Genomic DNA, 19,741 nt, shown 5'->3' on the forward strand with positions numbered 1-19,741 from the left:
TTCAATTGAAGAAAGATGCTCCAGACTGTAATTCATACTTATCCCCGTACTAGTTCTCACCGTCCACTAGCTCTCTTCAACAAGGTAATAAATACTACTTCGATCCTTCATCGCTTCTTATTCATATATATCTTCTTTTATATCATTACTTTACCCAAAAAGTCAAATAAGCCTCGTCTATATTACCTACATGAAAACCAAATAATGTATCTTTTTTCCGTACATGGTATAATAGGTGTAATTTTCTAGGAGGAATTTCTATCTATGAAAAAGAAAACAACATCTTTTCTTATACGAATCATTCACTTTTTCAAAAAAGAACCTACAAAAAGAAAAGCGAGGATTACATACGATGTAATATGGAATTTAACACTCGTTCTTTCCTTCTTACTTGTCGTAGGTCTTTGCTTTGGATTTGGTATTGGAATGGGCTATTTCACTTCACTAGTGAAAGACGAACCGTTGCGTAGCCATGCCGAGATGGAAAAACAAATTTATGATTATGAAGAAACGACGGAATTATATTTTGCCAATAATGAATTTCTCGGCAACGCTAGGTCAGACTTAGAACGGGAACACGTCGCTCTTGGAGACATGTCAGAACATGTGAAACATGCCATCATCTCAACGGAAGATGAGCATTTCTATGAGCATTCAGGTGTTGTACCAAAAGCAGTATTACGTGCTATGTTCCAAGAAGCTGCCAACACATCCGCTCGCTCAGGTGGTAGTACACTAACGCAACAATTAATCAAAAACCAAGTATTAACAAATGAAGTTTCTTTCGAACGTAAAGCGAAAGAAATCTTACTTGCATTACGACTTGAAACACTCTTTGAGAAAGACGAAATTTTGGAAGCATACTTAAATGTCGTTCCATTCGGTCGCAATTCGTCTGGTCGGAACATTGCAGGTATCCAAACAGCTGCAAAAGGATTATTTGGTATTAATGTGAAAGACGTTAATTTAGCTCAAGCGGCGTATCTTGCTGGGTTACCTCAAAATCCATATGCTTTCACACCGTACACCAAAAATGGTGAAGTAAAGGAAAATATCGATGCAGGACTAGCACGCATGCAGACGGTTTTAAATCGTATGCATAAAGAAAAATTCATCACGGACGAACAACTACAAGAAGCACAATCCTTTGATATTAAGGCAAGCTTAATTCCGAAACAACCATCACCATTCGAACAGTATCCATGGCTAACGATGGAAATTGAAAAACGAACGACTGAGATTTTAGCAGAAACGTTAGCAAAGAAAGATGGAAAAGACTTAAATACTTTAAAAAAGGATGAAAAAGAAATTTACAAAAATTATGCACAGCGTCAATATCGTCAAAATGGATATAAAGTACATACAACCATCGATAAGAAAATATATGATGCAATGCAACAAGCAACACAGACTTTTTCCAAATTTGGTCCAAATAAATCATATAAAGGGGAAAGCTATCAAGAAGAAACTGGCGCTATCATGATTGATAATAAGACCGGGGCTATTTTAAGCTTTGTTGGCGGCCGTGACTTTAACAAATCACAAATTAACCATGCCACCCAAGAACCACAACAAAACGGGTCGACAATGAAACCGTTACTTGTGTATGCACCTGCACTTGAAAATGGCTCTATTCATCCAGGTACAAAAATAGAAGATTCCCTAGATGGATTTAAATGGCCAAAAGGATGGAATCCAGGAAACGCTAATAACAAAGAAAATGGAATAGTTACAATTCGTGATGCAATCAAACATTCTTATAATATTCCAGCAGCAAAAGTATATTTAAATAACGCATCTACTAAACCTATTTCATACTTAGAAAAAATGGGTTTTACAACATTACATGAAAACGATCGTGGGGCCGCTTCATTATCTTTAGGTGGTATGAGTAAAGGGGTAACAGTAGAAGAAAATGTTAATGCTTATACAACATTCGCTAACGGCGGAAAATTCATTGATGCCTATATGATTGAAAAGATCGTAGATAAAGCAGGAAATATTATTTATCAACATGAAAGTAAACCAGTCGAAGTATTTAGTCCACAAACCGCTTACTTGACAACCGATATGATGCGCGATGTTATGCAAGGTACTGCCGGTTCATTAAATTCACATTTAAATTTCCGGACAGACTGGGCAGGGAAAACAGGAACATCGAATAACTACTATGACTTATGGTTTGTCGCAACAAATCCTAACGTCACATTTGGCACATGGCTCGGCTATGACAAAAACATCTCTGTTGATCCCAGTGGTCATCGCCGTAACTTAGAACTATGGGCTAGATTGGCAAATGCAGCTTATCAGGTCTCTCCATCTGTTGTGGGCCCAAAAATAACGCATCAAATGCCGTCTGGAATTGGGAAAAGAGAAATTTGTGGGATTTCAGGACTACTCCCTTCTGAAGGCTGTCGTCAAGCAGGTCATGTCACAAATGACTATGTCAACTTAAAGTTCTTACCGACAAAAGCAGATAACACAGTTAAACCAGAAAACTTTGTTATGATTAATGGAAAACTATATGCTAGCCTACCTACAACTCCTAGTGAGTTTATTGAATCGAAGTACAAAAATTCATCCTTATCTATCGAAAGAAGCATAGAAGATGGAAAAAACCCTTCACCAGTTCAAGGGGTAACACTCTCTGGAAATAGATTGGCATGGCAAGCAAATAAAGAAGCGGATGTACTTGGATACTATATCTATCGAGACAATAAGAAAGTCGCAACAATTAAACGTGATAGCTCATTACAAACAACGATTGCCGAAGCAGGTGACTACTATGTTGTCGCAGTAGATATAGCCGGAAAGTTATCCTCTCCATCAAATGTTGTTAAAATAGAAAAAGAAGATAGTCAGAACGAAGACAACACAGATGAAAGTAGTGAAAGTAATACAAACCAATGATAATATGAACCCATAAAAAAAGAGGCTGTGCTACCACAGCCTCTTTCTCTATTAATCTTCTAACGTCGATAAATCACCCGTTGGTAAATTTAATTCCCATGCTTTTAGCACACGGCGCATAATTTTACCACTACGCGTCTTCGGAAGTTTGTCTTTAAATTCAATAACACGAGGAGCTGCATGTGCAGCTAATCCTTTCTTAACGAACAAACGAATATCTTCTTTTAATTCATCACTTGCTTCATAACCATGACGAAGCGCAATAAACGCTTTAATAACCTCTCCACGAACAGGATCTGGAATACCGATAACCCCAGCTTCTGCAATTGCAGGATGTTCAACGAGCTTGCTTTCTACTTCAAATGGACCTACACGCTCTCCAGACGTCATAATAACGTCATCGACACGGCCTTGGAACCAGAAGTACCCGTCCTCATCCATATAAGCAGAATCACCTGATACGTACCAGTCTCCTGGCATAAAGTATGATTCATACTTTTGTGGATTGTTCCAAATTTGATGCATCATCGATGGCCATCCACGCTTAATTGCCAAATTCCCCATCGTATATGGTGGTACTTCGTTTCCTTCATTATCTACAATTGCAGCTTGTACGCCTGGAATTGGCTTACCCATTGAACCAGGACGCATGTCCATACATGGATAATTACAAATTAACTGTGCACCCGTTTCTGTCATCCACCACGTGTCATGTACACGTAAATGAAACATTTTCATTCCCCAGCGAATTACTTCAGGGTTTAATGGCTCTCCAACACTAAGAATATGACGCAACTGACTTAAATCAAATTTACGTACCACATCATCTCCAGCACTCATTAACATACGGAACGCAGTCGGTGCACTATACCATACCGTCACACCATAATCTTCTAGCGTCTTATACCACGTTTCTGGTTGGAATCGCCCGCCAACTACCACATTTGTTGATCCTGTTAACCACGGTCCAAAAATCCCATACGACGTACCAGTTACCCATCCTGGATCAGCCGTACACCAATAAATATCTTCTTCTTTTAAATCTAATACCCACTTCGCTGTTTGATAATGTTGAATCATCGCATTCTGAATATGTAATACGCCCTTTGGTTTTCCTGTTGAGCCAGATGTATAGTGAAGAATTAGTCCATCTTCCCTCGATAACCACTCAATATCTAATTTCTTCGACGCACTCTCAAAGCATTTCTTGTAATCGACAATTTTTCCGCCTTCTTCAACATCTTCTCCAACAAGGAAAATTGTCTTTAATGCTGGTAAATCATTAATTGGTACTCTCTCTAATAACTCAGGTGTTGTCACAAGTACTTTGGCTTCACTATCTTCTAAGCGATCCTTTACTGCACCTTCCATGAACGCTTCAAACAGGGGTCCAACAATTGCCCCCACCTTCAATGCGCCTAATACTGCAAAATATAATTCTGGGCTACGCGGCATAAAAATAAAGACACGGTCCCCTTTTTGTACATCTGCAACATTACGATACACATTTCCTGCTTTATTCGACAGCTCCATCATCTGCTTATACGTGTACGTTTCATTTCGCTTGTCATCTCGATAATAGAGAGCTACTTTATTCTTACGATAAGTGTTCACATGCTTGTCAATTGCTTCATATGCGATATTAACTTTACCAGTTTCATACCAAGAAAATTCCTTCTCTACTTCTTTCCAATCAAAAGCTGCATACGTTTTCTCGTAACTTTCTAAGTTAAATTGCCCATTAATCACCGGAAGCGTTTCCACTTTCATTTTGTAATCTCCCTCCTTCATCGTTCTATCTTCTATTATACCGATTATTTTTAAATTTTTTAGTATTTTCTGAACTTTTTGTGACAATTATTTATAGACAAATTTCGATTTATATTTCACTGTATATTCTGTATGATAAGAGTAGAAAGAAATTTCCAAAAATATTTTCTCATCAGAAGGTGGTGTATGAAATCTTATGGATCACAAAAAGATTTACCACGCTAGAAAGCTACGCACAGCAAAAGGAGATATCGTCATTGAAGGTCCTGTTAGTTCCCACGTGTTAGAAACATTAGATTTCAATGAAGGGCTAACGGCATTCCGTCTTCCACCGCAACAACATAAAGCACTAATTGAAATTGCGAAACTCCCAGAAGCTCGCATTTTAATTGCTAGATACAATCATGCAATTGTCGGCTATGTCACGTATTTATATCCAGATCCATTAGAACGCTGGTCAGAAGCGAAAATGGAAAATTTAATTGAACTTGGTGCAATTGAGATTAGTCCAGCTTTCCGCGGTAGTGGCCTTGGAAAGAACTTATTGCAAGTATCCATGCTTGACGATGCAATGGAAGATTATATCGTTATCACAACAGAATATTATTGGCATTGGGATTTGAAAGGGACAAAACTAAATATATGGGATTACCGAAAAATGATGGAGAAAATGATGAATGCTGGTGGTTTGCAGTGGTACGCAACAGACGACCCAGAAATTTGCTCGCATCCCGCAAATTGCCTGATGGCGCGTATCGGAAAACGAGTAGATCCAGATTCTATCCAACAATTTGATCGCTTACGATTCATGAATAAATTTATGTACTAATTCAAGTAAAGGAGGAACCCCTCATGCTTGTAGAAGAAATTATGACACAAGATATTATTACACTACATTCAACTGATACAATCGAAACTGCCTATAAAACAATGGTTCAGCACTCTATTCGTCATCTTCCAATTGTCGATGACGAATATAAACTAGTAGGGATTATTTCTGACCGCGATATTCGTGATGCAGCACCGTCTATTTTCCATCAAGAATTTTCGCTAAATTTGTTCCAAGAACCAATTGGAAAAATTATGATACAAGAAGTATTTACCTGTCATCCACTTGACTGTGTAGAAGAAGTTTCCCTTATTTTCTTTGAACAAAAAGTCAGTTGTCTACCTGTCCTTAACGGCGGTAAATTAGTTGGTTTACTGACCGGTTCCGACTGCTTACGCTCCGTACTCACCTTAACAGGTGTACATACACCTAGCTCACGTATCGAAATTAAAGCAAAAAATGAACCACATATGCTAAATAATATCACGCGTTTTTTTACGAAACGTCATATTAACATGGTTAGCATCCTTGTCTATCCTCATCAAGAAAGTGACTATAATGTATTTATTGTACGTTTTCAATCGTTAAATCCCCTTTCCCTTATTAATCAATTAAAGCAAGAAGGGTACACAGTCCGGTGGATTAGTGCAATGGGAGAGGCAGAATGAAACAAGATGCTGTCTTTGTTTATTCACCACAATTCAGCTCTTATTCATTCAACGATCATCATCCGTTCAATCAACTACGAGTAGATTTATCATTGGATTTGCTTAGAAAAGGGGATTATATTAACGATTCACACCTTATCCAGCCAAGAATTGCGACAGACGAAGAAATTTTGTTAATACATGATAAAGTCTATATGGATATAGTCAAACGGGCTGGTCACGGAGAAGTAACCAAAGAAGTAACACTTCCATATGGTATCGGTACAGAAGATACACCCATTTTTCAAAATATGCATGAAGCAAGCGCTTTGCTAGTAGGCGGGACATTAACAGCAGTTGACTACGTCCTAGAAGAAAAAGCACGTCATGCCCTGAATTTAGGTGGCGGCTTACATCATGGCTTCCACGCAAGAGCTTCAGGATTTTGCATTTATAACGACAGTTCCATTGCAATTAAATATATCCAACAAAAGTATAAGTTACGTGTTATGTATGTCGATACAGATGCCCATCACGGTGACGGGGTGCAATGGGCATTTTACGATGATCCAACTGTGTGTACATTTTCTATTCATGAAACTGGACGCTATTTATTCCCTGGTACAGGTGGTATACAAGAACGTGGACAAGGTGCTGGGCTCGGTTACTGCTTTAATATTCCAGTAGATGCCTTCACCGAAGATGAATCATGGTTATATGCGTATAAGACAGCATTTCGAGAGATTGCTGATTATTTTCGACCAGATATCATTATCACCCAGAACGGAGCAGATGCCCATTACTATGACCCACTTACCCACTTATCTTCTACCATTCGTATCTATCAAGAGATTCCAAAATTAGCGCACGAACTAGCACATAAATATTGTGACGGACGATGGATTGCCCTAGGTGGAGGCGGCTACGATATGTGGCGAGTTGTTCCTCGTGCTTGGTCCTATATATGGTTACATATGACTGAGCAAACAAATGTTAGTGGTGCTATCCCAAAAGAATGGCTTACAGCGTGGCAACCTTATGCACCAGTAAATATGCCCATAACATGGGAAGACCCTACTGACTTGTATCCCCCTATCCCACGGAGGATAGAAATTGAAGAAAAAAATGAAAAGACCGTTGCAAAGGCGTTAGAAATTATCCGTAAACATAGCAAAAACAGCCACTATTTCACATAAAATAGTGGCTGTTTCGTTTGCAATTATTTCGTTGATTGACGTACTTTGATACGGTGTGGAAGAGTAACCGTATGATTGTCTACCGCTTCTTTGTTCATTAATTTTGTTAATAAACGCATCGCAACAGCACCGATATCGTATGTTGGCTGTACAACCGTCGTCAATGTCGGACGAACCATTGTTGCTAATCGTGTATTATCGAAGCCAATTACTTCTACGTCTGTCGGGATTTGTAACCCTTTATCTTGCGCTGCATGAATTAATCCTAACGCTAATTCATCTGAAGATGCGAAGATTGCTGTCGGTTTATCATCTAATTCCCATAATTTATCAAACGCTTCCATTCCTGAATCGTATGTGAAGTCGCTATCTACAAGAAGTGATTCATCAAATGCAATGCCAGCCTCTTCTAACGCGCGACGATATCCAGCTAACTTCTTGTTTACACTATTAATTTCTTCTGTTGGTCCAGATACGAAACCAATACGTTTATTACCTTTTTCAAATAATGAAGTAACTGCATCGTACGTTGCTTGTTCATAATTAATATTAACCGATGGAACTACATTTCCTTCATCGAATGAAGCTGCTAATACGATTGGTACTGGCGAACGTTCGAACTCCTCTACAAGTACAGGTGTAATGTTCTCGCCCATGAAAACAATACCATCTACTTGCTTGCCAAGCATCGTATTTAATAAATGGAATTCTTTCTCTTTGTTTTGATCTGAGTTACTTAAAATAATGTTGTACTTGTACATTGTTGCAATATCTTCAATACCACGCGCTAATTCCGCAAAGAAGATATTTGAAATGTCAGGGATAATAACACCTACTGTTGTTGTCTTCTTACTCGCAAGACCACGTGCAACAGCATTTGGACGATATCCTAATCGTTCAATTGCTTCTAATACTTTCTTTCTTGTAGTTGGTTTCACATTAGGATTACCATTAACTACTCGTGATACAGTCGCCATTGAAACGTTCGCTTCACGAGCTACATCATATATCGTTACGTTCATCTTAATTATTCGCTCCTTTATGTACTATCTTTCTATTTAAACTATAGTTTTATTATTTTTACATGAAAATATGAAAAAAAGACATCTAAGCCGCGCATGAGATGTCAAAAAAAATACGTGTAGTCCATACAATTGTATACTACATTCACGATTTCGACAATTAATTACATAAAAAAACACGTTCTATTCGCAAGAAATATGCCAAATTACCCTTATTTCTTGTAAAAAAAATCCTCTTAGCCTAATACGAACCATATCCCATTACAAGAAAGCGTTAACATTTTTTTCTAAACGAGTAAGCAGGGTGTCTAATTCCCCTCCTTATCCGCTTTCAGATTTTATTGTTGTACCTCTTCACTCTCTCGTTGATTGATACAATGAATGATACGGGCACCTTCTTTTTCTACTTCAAGTTGTTGCACAAGCATATCTTCTGCTATCTTTTGCAAAACTTGTTGCAATGATTCACCTTCTCCTGCCCCTGTAAATACTAATACACAAGGTCCCGCTCCGCTCAAGACTGTTCCATACGCACCGTTTTCTTTCGCAACTTGACGAACTTTCTCTAAATGAGGAACAAGCTTGCTTCGATATGGTTCGTGAAATACATCCTCTTCCATAACTCCTTTTGCTGTATCCCAGTCTCCAAGTAATAGCGAAGCTACAAGTACATTCGCTGTAGCGCTTGCTTTTACCGCATCTTTGTAAGGCATTGCTTCCGGTAACACATTACGACTCTCTGTCGTCTTTAACTCCGTATATGGAATTACTGCAATGATATCACATGGTGGAAATGTATGATGAATATAACGAACTTTCGCTTCAACTACCATTCCAACAACAAAGTCCCCTAATATTGCTGGTGCAACATTATCTGGATGCTGCTCAATAATAGAAGCTATTTTTACCTTCTCTTCCTTTGATAACAATAAATTACCTAACATATTTGCTACCTCAATTCCAGCAACTATCGCAGAAGCACTACTACCAAGCCCTCTCGTCAATGGAATATCGTTGCGGACTTTTAACGTATGTGGTGGAAGAGATGGGTGCACATATAGTGCTGTTTCCACAATTAAATTTCGCTCATCCTGTGGAATATCATCACCTAAATCATGTATTACATTCCATACCTCTGAAGGGCCGATAACTTCTACATCTAAGTAGAGAGATAACGCTAATCCCATCGAATCAAAACCAGGACCTAAATTTGCTGTCGTTGCGGGTACACGTACTGTGAACATCATGCTAATACTCCACCACGAAGATACGTACGAATCTCTTCTATATCATTTAATTCCGTGATATTCACTTCACTAGAAGAAAGAGCCGTATCTTGATCTTTCAAGCCATTGCCCGTTAACACAAGTACCACTGTTTCTCCTTTCTTGATTTTTCCTTCTTCCACATGTTTTATTACACCTGCTACTGATGCAGCTGAACCTGGCTCCGCGAAAATCCCTTCCTTCCGTGCAATCTCGTGATAAGCATGAAGAATCTCATCATCCGTTACGAAGTCAATTTCCCCGCCTGACGTTGTTGCAGCCTGCACAGCACCATTCCAACTCGCAGGATTTCCAATACGAATTGCCGTTGCGATTGTTTCAGGAGCTTCAATTGGCTCTCCTTTTACAATCGCTGCCGCTCCCTCTGCTTCAAAACCATGTATACGAGGAAGAGCATAACCAGCCCTCTTATGATACTCATTAAATCCCTTCCAATATGCTGTAATGTTCCCAGCATTACCAACTGGAATGGCAAGCACATCCGGCGCCTCTCCTAATTGCTCACATACTTCAAACGCTGCTGTTTTTTGCCCTTCAATTCGATAAGGATTAACTGAGTTTACAAGTGTAATAGCTTCTGTTTCTGCTAATTTTCTTACCGCTTTTAACGCTTCGTCAAAGTTCCCATCAATCGCCACAATATTAGCTCCGTACATCACCGCCTGAGCTAACTTACCAAGCGCAATCTTCCCACTCGGAATGACGATATATGCTTTCAAACCTGCACGGGCAGCATATGCAGCCGCTGAAGCAGATGTATTACCTGTTGAAGCACAAATAATTGCTTCTGTACCTTCTTCTTTCGCTTTTGCCACCGCCATCACCATTCCACGGTCTTTAAAGGAGCCAGTTGGATTTGCTCCTTCTAACTTTGCATATAGCCTAATACCAAGTTCCTTTGATAACTGTGTAAGAGGCACTAACGGCGTATTTCCTTCTACTAATGATACAATTGGTGTTGCTTCTGTTATCGGTAAGAAATCTCGGTACTTGTCTAATAACCCTTTATACATGAACTTATTCCCCTTCCACTCGATATAAACTAACCATCTCCATATATTGACTGTCTAACGATGCACATACTTGTTGTATTTGCTTCTTCGATGTTGAATGCGTCACAACAACAACCTCCGCATTTTCATCATCTAGTGGCAATTGCAAAATTTTATCGAAGCTTATATTTTCTTGTACAAAACTTTTCGTCAATGCTAAGAATGTACCTGTTTCATCTTTCATATGCACACGCAAGAAATACTTTGAATGAATGTTGCTATCATCTTGTAACACTTTCGACCTAGATGCGAATGACATCGCTTTTCCTGTCGTACCAAGGCGCATATGCTTCACTACTGTTACAATATCACTTACAACAGCCGTTGCTGTCGGCAATTGTCCCGCACCTGGTCCATAGAACATTGTCTGTCCAACTGCTTCTCCGTACACGTATACAGCATTATATTCATTACGTACACCCGCTAATGGATGTGACTTTGGTATAAGTGTTGGTGCAACGCTAATCGATACCGCACCATCCTTCTCTTCAGCTGTTCCAATTAGCTTCATGACATATCCTAACTGTGAAGCAAGTTGTAAATCTTTTTGCGTAACATGGCGAATTCCTTTTACATCAACATCTTCAAATGCTACTTTCATCGAAAATCCTAATGTCGCTAAAATAACCATTTTTCGTGCCGCATCTAATCCATCGACATCCGCTGTTGGATCAGATTCAGCAAATCCTAGCGCTTGTGCTTCTCGTAACACACCTTCATACGAAACGCCTTCCTCTGTCATTTTCGTTAACATATAGTTTGTTGTTCCATTCACAATTCCCATTACTTTTTGAATGCGATCGGAAGCTAATCCATCTACTAAACCTCTTAAAATCGGAATTCCTCCTGCTACTGATGCCTCGTAATACAAATCCGAACCATTCCTTGCAGCAGCGTTCAATAACTCTTCTCCGTGCATCGCAAGCAAATCTTTGTTTGCTGTAACAACGTGCTTCTTCGCTTCAAATGCACGCAAAATATACTCCTTTGCTTCCTCTGTTCCCCCCATTACTTCTACTACAACGTGAATAGAAGTATCTTCTAGTATATCTTCAATACATGTCGTTAACTGTGCACCGTGTAACGGATAAGACCTTTCTTTTTCCTTATCACGAACAACGATTTTCTTCACTACTACATCACAACCTGTTTCTCGCTCCATCTTCTCTTTATGCTCATGCAAAATCCGTACTACACCACTACCAACTGTTCCATATCCTATTAATCCAACTCCTACAACCTCTTTCATTTGCTACACCCTCGTTTCTCCTATAATTTAAAAAGAATAATGCATTGATTGGTTTCTCTATTCCACTCATTATATAAAGTAATAGCTTAAAAAGCAAAATATTCTGATAATTAATTCGTTTTTCCATTATGTATATTGCAAGAATCAAAAGAGGTGCGACGGTATTCCATGCAAAAAGAAAAGACCACTTTCTTTTGCGGTCTTTTCTCTCCATCTCATTATTCATTTGATGTCATATGTTTACGACTGTATAGAAATACCCCACTACCAACTACAAATAATATTAACCCACTTAAAAGAAGATTAAAGATAGGGGTTGCTGTATTCGGTAGTTCTTTTTCTTCTGTTCCTTTCGTGTGTTCTTTCGTTACATCTTTTCCACCGTCCGATTCATTCAGACCTGGCTTTTCTGTTTCCTTCGTCTCCTCTTTCTCTTCTACCGTTGGTTCTTTCTGTTCTGGCGGTGTTGTTGTTTCTGCTTTTAGCGGTAATGTATATTTATATGTCGCAAATCCGCTTCCTTCTGTTTTTGCATACGAAATTGGTGAATCCGCTCCGATATATGCTTGTCCCTTTGGTGAAGATTCAAATACTGTATTTACATGTGCATATTGTTTGTCGATTGGGGCAAATGACCAGTTTTTATCTGCTGTTGGATTAATATTTTTTGTATCACGAATGTATTCAACGATTGTTTCTCTCGTTTCTTTCGCACCGCTATAGATTGTCTGTGCATCTTTCACACCTGGAAATGCTTTATTCGAACCACGATAGTTATTTGTCACCACAACAAATTTCTGATCTGCCACTACTGGCTTCCCGTTGTAGGAAAGGTTCACAATACGACTTGTATTCGCATTTAACACTTCATTTTTCGCACCGTATTTAGCTGGCTTTGTTACGTCAATCTGGTATGTTACACCATCAATGACATCAAAATTATACGTACGGAACTTCGTGTCTACTAATTGTTGCTCTTCTTTCTTGGATACATCGATATGATTAAATTGCCCTGCCGACATCTCTAACCATTCTTGTAGCTGACTACCTGTTACTAATAGACCGTACACTGTATTCGGATATACGTATAAGTCTGCTACGTTTTTAATTGCTAACGTTCCTGGTTGAATATCTGTATAATACTCTACTCCGTTACGGCCACCTGCTTTAAATGGTGCAGCTGCCGATAAAACTGGATACTTCTCATATTCTGTTCCTTTTAATTCTTTCTCCATAAACCACTTCTGGGCGTTCGATACGATTTGAACAGATGGATCATCTTGTACAACAGCAAAATAGCTATTAATAGATGCTGTTGTTTTGCCAACTTCTTGGTTAACATATTTAATTGTATTGTCATGGTCTTCCTTCACAACATTCATTAAACCTTCGTCATTACCCTTAATATCTTTAATGGCACGAAGAGAACCTTTTCCATTCTTTACGCTCCATTTGTTGTTCTCTTTCGTTAACGTTAAATCAATTACACCTAGATGACTTCCATATACACCAGGCATCGTCGTTGGTGTATCGTTCATTGTTCCATTCGCTGCATCTACATTCGGTAAATGTGTATAATTCGTTCCTGATGGGAATTGATCATGCGAGTGCCCTGTTAGAACGGCATCAATTCCGTCTAGCTTGGTTAGTTGATACGACGCATTTTCCATTCCTTTTTCATGTGTTGCAGAACCGTATCCAGAATGAGAGAGTGCTACGATAACATCTGCGCCTTTTTGTTTCATTTCTGGAATGAATTTATTGGCTGTTTCTACAATATCTTCTACTCTTACTTTTCCATCAAGATGTAACTTGTCCCAGTTCATAATTTGCGGTGGAACAAATCCAATAACACCGACTTTAATCTCTTGCTTGTTGCCATTTGATTCTTTTACTTCACGTGTTAAGATTTCATATGGCTTATAACGGTTTTTATTTGTGTTCACATCATACACATTCGCATTCAAAATTGGTAATCCAGCTGACGCGATTGCTTCATCTAAGAATGATAAACCATAATTAAACTCATGGTTACCTAAATTACTAGCATCAAAACCTAAATACTTCATCGCACGATAAACAGCGTGGTTTTTTCCTGTTTTCTTAACAGAAGCAGTATAATCTCCTAGAGGATTACCTTGTAATGCATCCCCGTTATCTAGCAAAATAGTATTCTCATTTTCTTGTTTTGCTTGTTTAATAAGTAAAGCTGTTCGTGTTAATCCTACATTATTATCTTCTTTTGTTTGATAATAATCGTAGTTTGTAAGATGTGTGTGTAAATCCGATGTTCCTAAAATACGAAGTGCAACTTCCGCTTCTTTCGTTTCAGCTGAAGCAGTTGGTGATACAATAAATGATAGAATAAATACAAGTGCTACTACTAAATGAAACCATTTATTTCTCATGTTCTACCTCTTTCATATTTTATTCATTACAACCATATCTTACATTTTTCGGCTTGTTTTGAGAATTTATTTATCTTATTTTTCTACACATTCAGACTATAGTAGGAATAAAAAAAGAAACTTGATGCTATCGCACCAAGTTTCTTCGTTTATCCAATATGTTTTGTTAATGAATCTACTGTAATACGCCAGTGCGATTCGTTCCATGTAACTTCTCCGTTTTGAACGTATAATACTTGCGGAGATTGATGACGAACACCGTATTTCTCTGCAATGTGGTTTGATAATGGGCGTGCTTCTTGCACGTATAAATAGTAGCTAGGTAATGATTCATTTTTGCTCATGTATGTATTGTATTCTACGAATGCATCTTCGCTAATGTTGCACGTTGTGCTCGCTTTGAAAATAAGGAATGTTTGTTGTTCCTGTGCAATTGTTTCAAACTCTTCTACTGTAATAATCTTTTGTTGTGACATATTATTCTCCTTCTCGCTCACGATAAATTTTCGCTTGCTTCTTCTTCATGCGTAATTTGTTAATTTGATCTAAAAAGCCGTTCACCACTTCTGATACTTGGACGAACTTCGTTGCGCTTACTTGTAAGTGATCTGTCACTGTATTTGATACGTTACGTACCTTATGGTTGAATGTCGAAACAGTTTCACCAATCTCCCCAACAGCGTCTACTACTTTGTTTAACTTCTCCGACTTCTGTTCTATATCTTCCGCTAAGCGGTTCGTTTTATGTAATAATTCAGCTGTTTCCTTCGTAATACCCTGCATTTGTTTCTCTAAACTATCTGTTGTCTTTGCTACTTCACTTAATGTTTTTGATAATGAGTTTAACGTCTTTGCTAAATACCCTACTAATACGGCAAATGCTACCGCAATAATAAACACACTTATATGCAATAGATCCATCTTTCTCAACCTCCATTATGATAATAATATGTATTCGACTTTTTGACTCCTTTAATCATACTATATCATACCCAAAATTGCTTCTAATCTACTTTTTGATAGAATGTTAAATATTTTTAGATAACTAAAAATATATTTACTTCAACATTTCGAATAAGTTAGGGTACAATTAAGAAGAGACAGTATACTACTTGTCATACTAATAATAGTATTGTACATACATAGGAGGAGTAACCGAATGAAAGACCCACGTATTACTTTATTAGCAAAGAATCTAATTAACTATTCAGTAAAACTACAAAAAGGCGAAAAAGTATTAATTGAAAACTTCGGCTTACAGCGAGAGCTAGTAAATGCATTAGTAAAAGAAGCATATGCAGCTGGTGGATATCCATTTGTCTTATTAAAAGACCATCAAGTAGACCGTTCCCTTCTTATGGGAGCAACAGAAGAACACTTCGATTTACTTGCACAGTACGAAGCTAATGTGATGAAAGATATGGATGCATACATTGGCTTACGCTCTGGCGATAACATTACAGAACTATCAGATGTACCTGCTGACAAAATGAAAGTATTCGGTAGCACAGTTGGAAAGAAAGTTCACCGTGATATTCGTGTACCAAAAACAAAATGGGTTGTTCTTCGCTACCCGAATGCTTCAATGGCTCAATTAGCAAAAATGAGCACAGAAGCATTCGAAGACTTCTACTTCGACGTATGTAACCTTGACTACGGCAAGATGAACGCCGCAATGGACACCCTTGTAGAACTAATGAACACGACAGATAAAGTACACATTAAAGGACCTGGAACTGACTTAACATTCTCGATTAAAGACATTCCAGCTATTAAATGTGCAGGTGAAATGAACATTCCAGACGGTGAAGTATTTACTGCACCAGTGAAAGATTCGATTAACGGAACGCTTTCCTATAACACGCCATCTCCATACAATGGATATACATTTGAGAATGTTCAATTAACATTCAAAGACGGAAAAATTATCGCTGCAACAGCCAACGATACAGAGCGCATCACGAAAATCTTCGATACAGATGAAGGTGCCCGTTATGTTGGAGAATTCGCGATTGGTGTGAATCCATACATTTTACATCCAATGGGCGACATTCTATTCGATGAAAAGATTGACGGTAGCTTCCACTTTACTCCAGGTCAAGCATATGAAGAAGCATACAACGGCAACAATTCAGACATCCACTGGGATCTAGTATGTATCCAACGCCCAGAGTACGGCGGCGGTGAAATTTACTTCGACGACGTACTAATCCGTAAAGACGGTCGCTTCGTTATCGAAGCATTAGAATGCTTAAACCCAGAAAACTTAAAATAACGAACCATATAGCTGATAGAAAGAGGCAATTACAGCCCTTTTCTATCAGCTTTTTTTATGCTCTCCACCTCTCGTACCTTCTCTTCTCGGTCTTAAGTCTTAGTTCAAAATCATGCTGAAGCTCGTTATCCGTTTTCTCGCAATTGACTATGATAAGAGTAAGAAAACGAAAGGAGGACAACACGATGAAAAACTTCTTATTAGTTGTCGCAGCTATTGTCTTAGGCTTCATCGCAATCGCTAGTCTAGGAGGTATTATCGGAATAGCGATTGGAGCAGCAATTGCCTACTATAGCGTAAAATCGTTTAGCAAAGCAACTTCCCTACCAGGCAAGTTAGGATGGGGTATCGTCGGTCTTATCGGCTTATCGATTGCGCTTGGTAATTTCCCAGCAATCATCGGTATCGGTGCAATCGCCCTTCTATACTATGGCTACAAAGAATGGAAGAAAGACAAGCAAGATGACTATCATTCTTCAAACACACAAGACAGCTTCCATAACTTCGAACGTGAATGGAACGAATTAAGCAAAAAACATTAAAAATAAAAGGAGAGATTCCCTATGAAAAACATTTTTCAACGTATTCGTGACAACGTATTAGCAGATATTCATGCTGTATTAGATGAGAAAGAGAGAAAGAGCCCGATTGCTTTACTAAACCAATACTTACGTGATTGTGAACGAGAAACAAACAAAATCGAAGCACTTATTCAGCGCCACCAAAAATTACAACGAGAATTTTTCCGTGAGAAAGAACAAGCACGTATACTCGTTGAAAAACGTACAAAGCAAGCAGAAATTGCTCGCCAAGCTGGAGAAACAACACTAGAAGAGCGTGCATTACAAGATATCTCTTACTATACAGAACGTGCTGAACACGCTGAAAAGTTATACAACGACTGCATTACACAAACAGAACAACTACAAGATAACTTACAAGAAGCACGCCGTAAGTTACAAGAAATGCAGACCAAACGATTAGAATTAATGGCCCGTGAAAACATGGCACATACACATCGCCGTATTAACGACTCTATGCATAAACTATCGGAGAACAATCCATTCTTCAAATTCGATGAAATCGAACAACAAATGAAAGAAATAGAGCTTCGCGTAAATGCAGATTATGAGCGTGACACATTCGATTATCGTATTGCACGATTAGAACAACAACAAAAAGAAGTAGAAAGAAAAACAGTTGAAGCATAATAACTAAACACTTCTCTTCACGTTTCTCTACTCTTATACTAAAATAAAGGTATTGTGCAACATGACAATACCTTTATTTTCATTATAGACTGGGCCAAAAGGGGGCTTGCTACTTGTTAAAACGACCTAAATCAAAATCCGAACTCGCTGGAATTATTGCATTGCTTATTTCCATCGGTTTTATCGCCGATATTTTTCTCTCTGGCGGTATTAACATAATAGGTATCGCCTTTTCCATCGGGCTTATCCTATTAGGAAGACATTACAAACAAAAAGATAAAAAGAAAGGAAACATCCTCTTTATTCTTGGTATCTTTTTCTTTGTTATGTGTATGTTAGGCTCTTACGCCTTTCAATTTATTCTTGTAGCTACCGTCGCCTATGTTGGGTATGAATTGTATACGAGTAAAGAAAAACCAAAGAAAGTGGATCTCTTCATTGAACCCTCTTCTAACCATAAGCTAGAGAGAGTAGAGCCATTTGTAAACAATATGCTCATCGGTCACATACGAATGATTGATCATGTATACGAACTACAAGATATTAACATCCATTATGGAATGGGAGATGTTCATATTGACCTATCGCTTACCGTCCTTCCAGAAGGAGAAACGGTGATTCTCCTTAGAGGACTTATTGGTGATGTACGTATATACGTCCCATACGATAGTGATGTGTCCATTCAAAACGCCGTTCTTATCGGGAAACTTAATGTACTTGGTCATCAAGAAAAAGGCTTTAATCATTCTTATACACTACGAACAGAAAATTATCATCAAGCAACGAGAAAAGTAAAAATCATCTCCTCTTTATTAATCGGTGATATCGAGGTGAGAAACATATGAAAAAGACAAACATTCAAATATTGTATATGAAATATTCGACTCTTGCCTTTTTGCTTCTGTCTGCACTTATTTCGTTTCTTTATATATGGTATAGCGAAGAGCTTTCATATACATTTCTATTCAAAACAGACGTCGCCTCTATCCCACTTGCATTATTCATCCTTATACTTAGCATTGCATTCGGTATTTGTACAGGATATATAGGTGGTTACGTGATTAAAAAGCGATTGCGTGAACTAGATACATCACTGCTTCAAATAGAAAGAGGCCAATTTACGCTTCCAGAAAACGACGTACTAGATGATTTTACAAACATCGAACAACGCTTCCATGCTCTGGCATCAAGCTTAGAAGAACAAGCTCTTTCATTCCAAAAAATCACAAACGAAAGAGCCAATGAAACAGAAAAAGAACTAGAGAATGCTGTCTCAAAAGAACGAAATCGTTTAGCACGCGAACTCCACGATTCGGTAAGCCAGCAACTCTTCGCCATCTCTATGATGATTTCGGCCATTAATGAAATGCCAAACACGAACAAACAACCATTTGAGCGACAACTTCAATTAATTGAGGAAATGGCAGTTAATGCACAGTCCGAGATGCGTGCTCTCCTTCTCCATTTAAGACCTGTTCAATTAGAAGGTAGAAAGCTAAAAGACGCTATCCATGACTTATTAACAGAACTCTCAGCAAAACAATCCATCACCATTAAGTGGTACATTGACGATACAATCTCCTTGGAAAAAGGCGTAGAAGACCATCTTTTCCGGATTGTTCAAGAAGCTCTTTCTAATACACTTCGTCATGCGCAAGCAAAGAATATTGAACTACGCTTACGTCCGATTGAAAAAGGAATCTTACTCAAAGTTATCGATGACGGCGTTGGCTTTGATCTAAACAAACCAAAAGCTGGTTCATATGGCCTACAATCGATGCGTGAACGTACAAATGAGATTGGTGGCACATTCAAACTTGTCAGCTTACTAAAGAAAGGTACACAACTAGAAGTAAAAATACCTGTTGCAGAAGGAGGAATATAAG

At 38.3% G+C, this 19,741-nt stretch carries 17 protein-coding genes and 1 other annotated feature (1 of these 18 running past the window's edge); of the genes, 9 read left to right on the forward strand and 8 right to left on the reverse strand.

The features are described from left to right. Window positions 1-120: a binding site (T-box leader), on the reverse strand; it reaches 101 nt to the left of the window's first position. A 144-nt stretch (window positions 121-264) separates the two neighbouring features. Continuing rightward, window positions 265-2,910, forward strand: a complete 2,646-nt coding sequence (locus IEV41_RS14220; protein WP_188389159.1) for a transglycosylase domain-containing protein — start codon at window positions 265-267, stop codon at window positions 2,908-2,910. 51 nt (window positions 2,911-2,961) lie between these two features. On the opposite strand, the gene acsA is transcribed toward IEV41_RS14220, so the two are convergent. After that, window positions 2,962-4,680 carry an acetate--CoA ligase gene (gene acsA, locus IEV41_RS14225; RefSeq protein ID WP_188389160.1) on the reverse strand — a complete coding sequence of 573 codons (1,719 nt, stop codon included), beginning with the start codon at window positions 4,678-4,680 and terminating at the stop codon, window positions 2,962-2,964. Between the two features lie 196 nt (window positions 4,681-4,876). Between acsA and IEV41_RS14230 the strand changes: the two genes are divergently transcribed. From IEV41_RS14230 to IEV41_RS14240, 3 genes are read left to right on the forward strand one after another with little or no spacing between them, the layout of a single operon-like run. Then, complete coding sequence (locus tag IEV41_RS14230; RefSeq protein ID WP_188389161.1) at window positions 4,877-5,509, forward strand: GNAT family N-acetyltransferase; 633 nt, start codon at window positions 4,877-4,879, stop codon at window positions 5,507-5,509. 23 nt (window positions 5,510-5,532) lie between these two features. Then, window positions 5,533-6,177 carry a CBS and ACT domain-containing protein gene (locus IEV41_RS14235; protein ID WP_188389162.1) on the forward strand — a complete coding sequence of 215 codons (645 nt, stop codon included), beginning with the start codon at window positions 5,533-5,535 and terminating at the stop codon, window positions 6,175-6,177. Continuing rightward, window positions 6,174-7,352: an acetoin utilization protein AcuC gene (locus tag IEV41_RS14240; RefSeq protein WP_188389163.1), complete on the forward strand. Its 1,179-nt coding sequence runs from the start codon at window positions 6,174-6,176 to the stop codon at window positions 7,350-7,352. Before IEV41_RS14235 ends, IEV41_RS14240 begins: the two co-directional genes overlap by 4 nt. Window positions 7,353-7,375: 23 nt before the next feature. Here IEV41_RS14240 and ccpA read toward each other — a convergent pair whose 3' ends face one another. The 7 genes from ccpA to IEV41_RS14275 all read right to left on the reverse strand — a co-directional run bounded on the left by ccpA (window position 7,376) and on the right by IEV41_RS14275 (window position 15,290). Then, window positions 7,376-8,374 carry a catabolite control protein A gene (gene ccpA, locus IEV41_RS14245; protein ID WP_188389164.1) on the reverse strand — a complete coding sequence of 333 codons (999 nt, stop codon included), beginning with the start codon at window positions 8,372-8,374 and terminating at the stop codon, window positions 7,376-7,378. 338 nt (window positions 8,375-8,712) lie between these two features. After that, on the reverse strand, window positions 8,713-9,621 hold the full coding sequence (gene thrB / locus IEV41_RS14250) for a homoserine kinase (RefSeq protein ID WP_188389165.1): 909 nt from the start codon (window positions 9,619-9,621) through the stop codon (window positions 8,713-8,715). Next, entirely contained in the window at window positions 9,618-10,673 is a 1,056-nt protein-coding gene (gene thrC / locus IEV41_RS14255; protein WP_188389166.1) for a threonine synthase, read from the reverse strand. Before thrC ends, thrB begins: the two co-directional genes overlap by 4 nt. 4 nt (window positions 10,674-10,677) lie before the next feature. Next, window positions 10,678-11,961, reverse strand: a complete 1,284-nt coding sequence (locus IEV41_RS14260; protein WP_188389167.1) for a homoserine dehydrogenase — start codon at window positions 11,959-11,961, stop codon at window positions 10,678-10,680. 218 nt (window positions 11,962-12,179) lie between these two features. Beyond that, the gene (locus tag IEV41_RS14265; RefSeq protein WP_188389168.1) at window positions 12,180-14,369 is read right to left on the reverse strand and encodes a bifunctional 2',3'-cyclic-nucleotide 2'-phosphodiesterase/3'-nucleotidase; all 2,190 of its coding nucleotides are present in this window, start codon (window positions 14,367-14,369) and stop codon (window positions 12,180-12,182) included. Between the two features lie 149 nt (window positions 14,370-14,518). Beyond that, entirely contained in the window at window positions 14,519-14,845 is a 327-nt protein-coding gene (ytxJ, locus tag IEV41_RS14270; RefSeq protein ID WP_188389169.1) for a bacillithiol system redox-active protein YtxJ, read from the reverse strand. A gap of 1 nt (window position 14,846) precedes the next feature. Beyond that, window positions 14,847-15,290: a DUF948 domain-containing protein gene (locus tag IEV41_RS14275; RefSeq protein WP_188389170.1), complete on the reverse strand. Its 444-nt coding sequence runs from the start codon at window positions 15,288-15,290 to the stop codon at window positions 14,847-14,849. A gap of 238 nt (window positions 15,291-15,528) precedes the next feature. Here IEV41_RS14275 and IEV41_RS14280 point away from each other — a divergent pair, with 238 nt between their 5' ends. The 5 genes from IEV41_RS14280 to IEV41_RS14300 all read left to right on the forward strand — a co-directional run bounded on the left by IEV41_RS14280 (window position 15,529) and on the right by IEV41_RS14300 (window position 19,740). Beyond that, window positions 15,529-16,644, forward strand: coding sequence for an aminopeptidase (locus tag IEV41_RS14280; protein ID WP_188389171.1), 1,116 nt, complete (start codon window positions 15,529-15,531; stop codon window positions 16,642-16,644). Window positions 16,645-16,829: 185 nt separating this feature from the next. Then, window positions 16,830-17,186 (forward strand): lmo0954 family membrane protein, encoded by a 357-nt coding sequence (locus IEV41_RS14285; RefSeq protein ID WP_188389172.1) that lies wholly within the window; start codon window positions 16,830-16,832, stop codon window positions 17,184-17,186. A gap of 21 nt (window positions 17,187-17,207) precedes the next feature. Beyond that, on the forward strand, window positions 17,208-17,855 hold the full coding sequence (locus tag IEV41_RS14290; RefSeq protein ID WP_188389173.1) for a PspA/IM30 family protein: 648 nt from the start codon (window positions 17,208-17,210) through the stop codon (window positions 17,853-17,855). Window positions 17,856-17,968: 113 nt separating this feature from the next. Continuing rightward, on the forward strand, window positions 17,969-18,700 hold the full coding sequence (gene liaF / locus IEV41_RS14295) for a cell wall-active antibiotics response protein LiaF (RefSeq protein ID WP_188389174.1): 732 nt from the start codon (window positions 17,969-17,971) through the stop codon (window positions 18,698-18,700). Further along, the gene (locus tag IEV41_RS14300) at window positions 18,697-19,740 is read left to right on the forward strand and encodes a sensor histidine kinase (protein ID WP_188389175.1); all 1,044 of its coding nucleotides are present in this window, start codon (window positions 18,697-18,699) and stop codon (window positions 19,738-19,740) included. Before liaF ends, IEV41_RS14300 begins: the two co-directional genes overlap by 4 nt. Window position 19,741 lies beyond the last annotated feature (1 nt).

The organism is Priestia taiwanensis, from assembly GCF_014638355.1.
GTDB classification, from domain to species: Bacteria; Bacillota; Bacilli; order Bacillales; family Bacillaceae_G; genus Priestia_D; species Priestia_D taiwanensis.

Bases quoted from the DNA above. Each gene is read 5' to 3' on its own strand.
- thrB (WP_188389165.1), bottom strand. From the start codon at position 9,621: ATGATGTTCACAGTACGTGTACCCGCAACGACAGCAAATTTAGGTCCT.
- ytxJ (WP_188389169.1), bottom strand. From the start codon at position 14,845: ATGTCACAACAAAAGATTATTACAGTAGAAGAGTTTGAAACAATTGCA.
- IEV41_RS14220 (WP_188389159.1), top strand. From the start codon at position 265: ATGAAAAAGAAAACAACATCTTTTCTTATACGAATCATTCACTTTTTC.
- IEV41_RS14290 (WP_188389173.1), top strand. From the start codon at position 17,208: ATGAAAAACATTTTTCAACGTATTCGTGACAACGTATTAGCAGATATT.
- IEV41_RS14240 (WP_188389163.1), top strand. From the start codon at position 6,174: ATGAAACAAGATGCTGTCTTTGTTTATTCACCACAATTCAGCTCTTAT.
- acsA (WP_188389160.1), bottom strand. From the start codon at position 4,680: ATGAAAGTGGAAACGCTTCCGGTGATTAATGGGCAATTTAACTTAGAA.
- IEV41_RS14275 (WP_188389170.1), bottom strand. From the start codon at position 15,290: ATGGATCTATTGCATATAAGTGTGTTTATTATTGCGGTAGCATTTGCC.
- IEV41_RS14235 (WP_188389162.1), top strand. From the start codon at position 5,533: ATGCTTGTAGAAGAAATTATGACACAAGATATTATTACACTACATTCA.
- thrC (WP_188389166.1), bottom strand. From the start codon at position 10,673: ATGTATAAAGGGTTATTAGACAAGTACCGAGATTTCTTACCGATAACA.
- ccpA (WP_188389164.1), bottom strand. From the start codon at position 8,374: ATGAACGTAACGATATATGATGTAGCTCGTGAAGCGAACGTTTCAATG.
- IEV41_RS14300 (WP_188389175.1), top strand. From the start codon at position 18,697: ATGAAAAAGACAAACATTCAAATATTGTATATGAAATATTCGACTCTT.
- IEV41_RS14260 (WP_188389167.1), bottom strand. From the start codon at position 11,961: ATGAAAGAGGTTGTAGGAGTTGGATTAATAGGATATGGAACAGTTGGT.
- IEV41_RS14265 (WP_188389168.1), bottom strand. From the start codon at position 14,369: ATGAGAAATAAATGGTTTCATTTAGTAGTAGCACTTGTATTTATTCTA.
- IEV41_RS14280 (WP_188389171.1), top strand. From the start codon at position 15,529: ATGAAAGACCCACGTATTACTTTATTAGCAAAGAATCTAATTAACTAT.
- IEV41_RS14285 (WP_188389172.1), top strand. From the start codon at position 16,830: ATGAAAAACTTCTTATTAGTTGTCGCAGCTATTGTCTTAGGCTTCATC.
- IEV41_RS14230 (WP_188389161.1), top strand. From the start codon at position 4,877: ATGGATCACAAAAAGATTTACCACGCTAGAAAGCTACGCACAGCAAAA.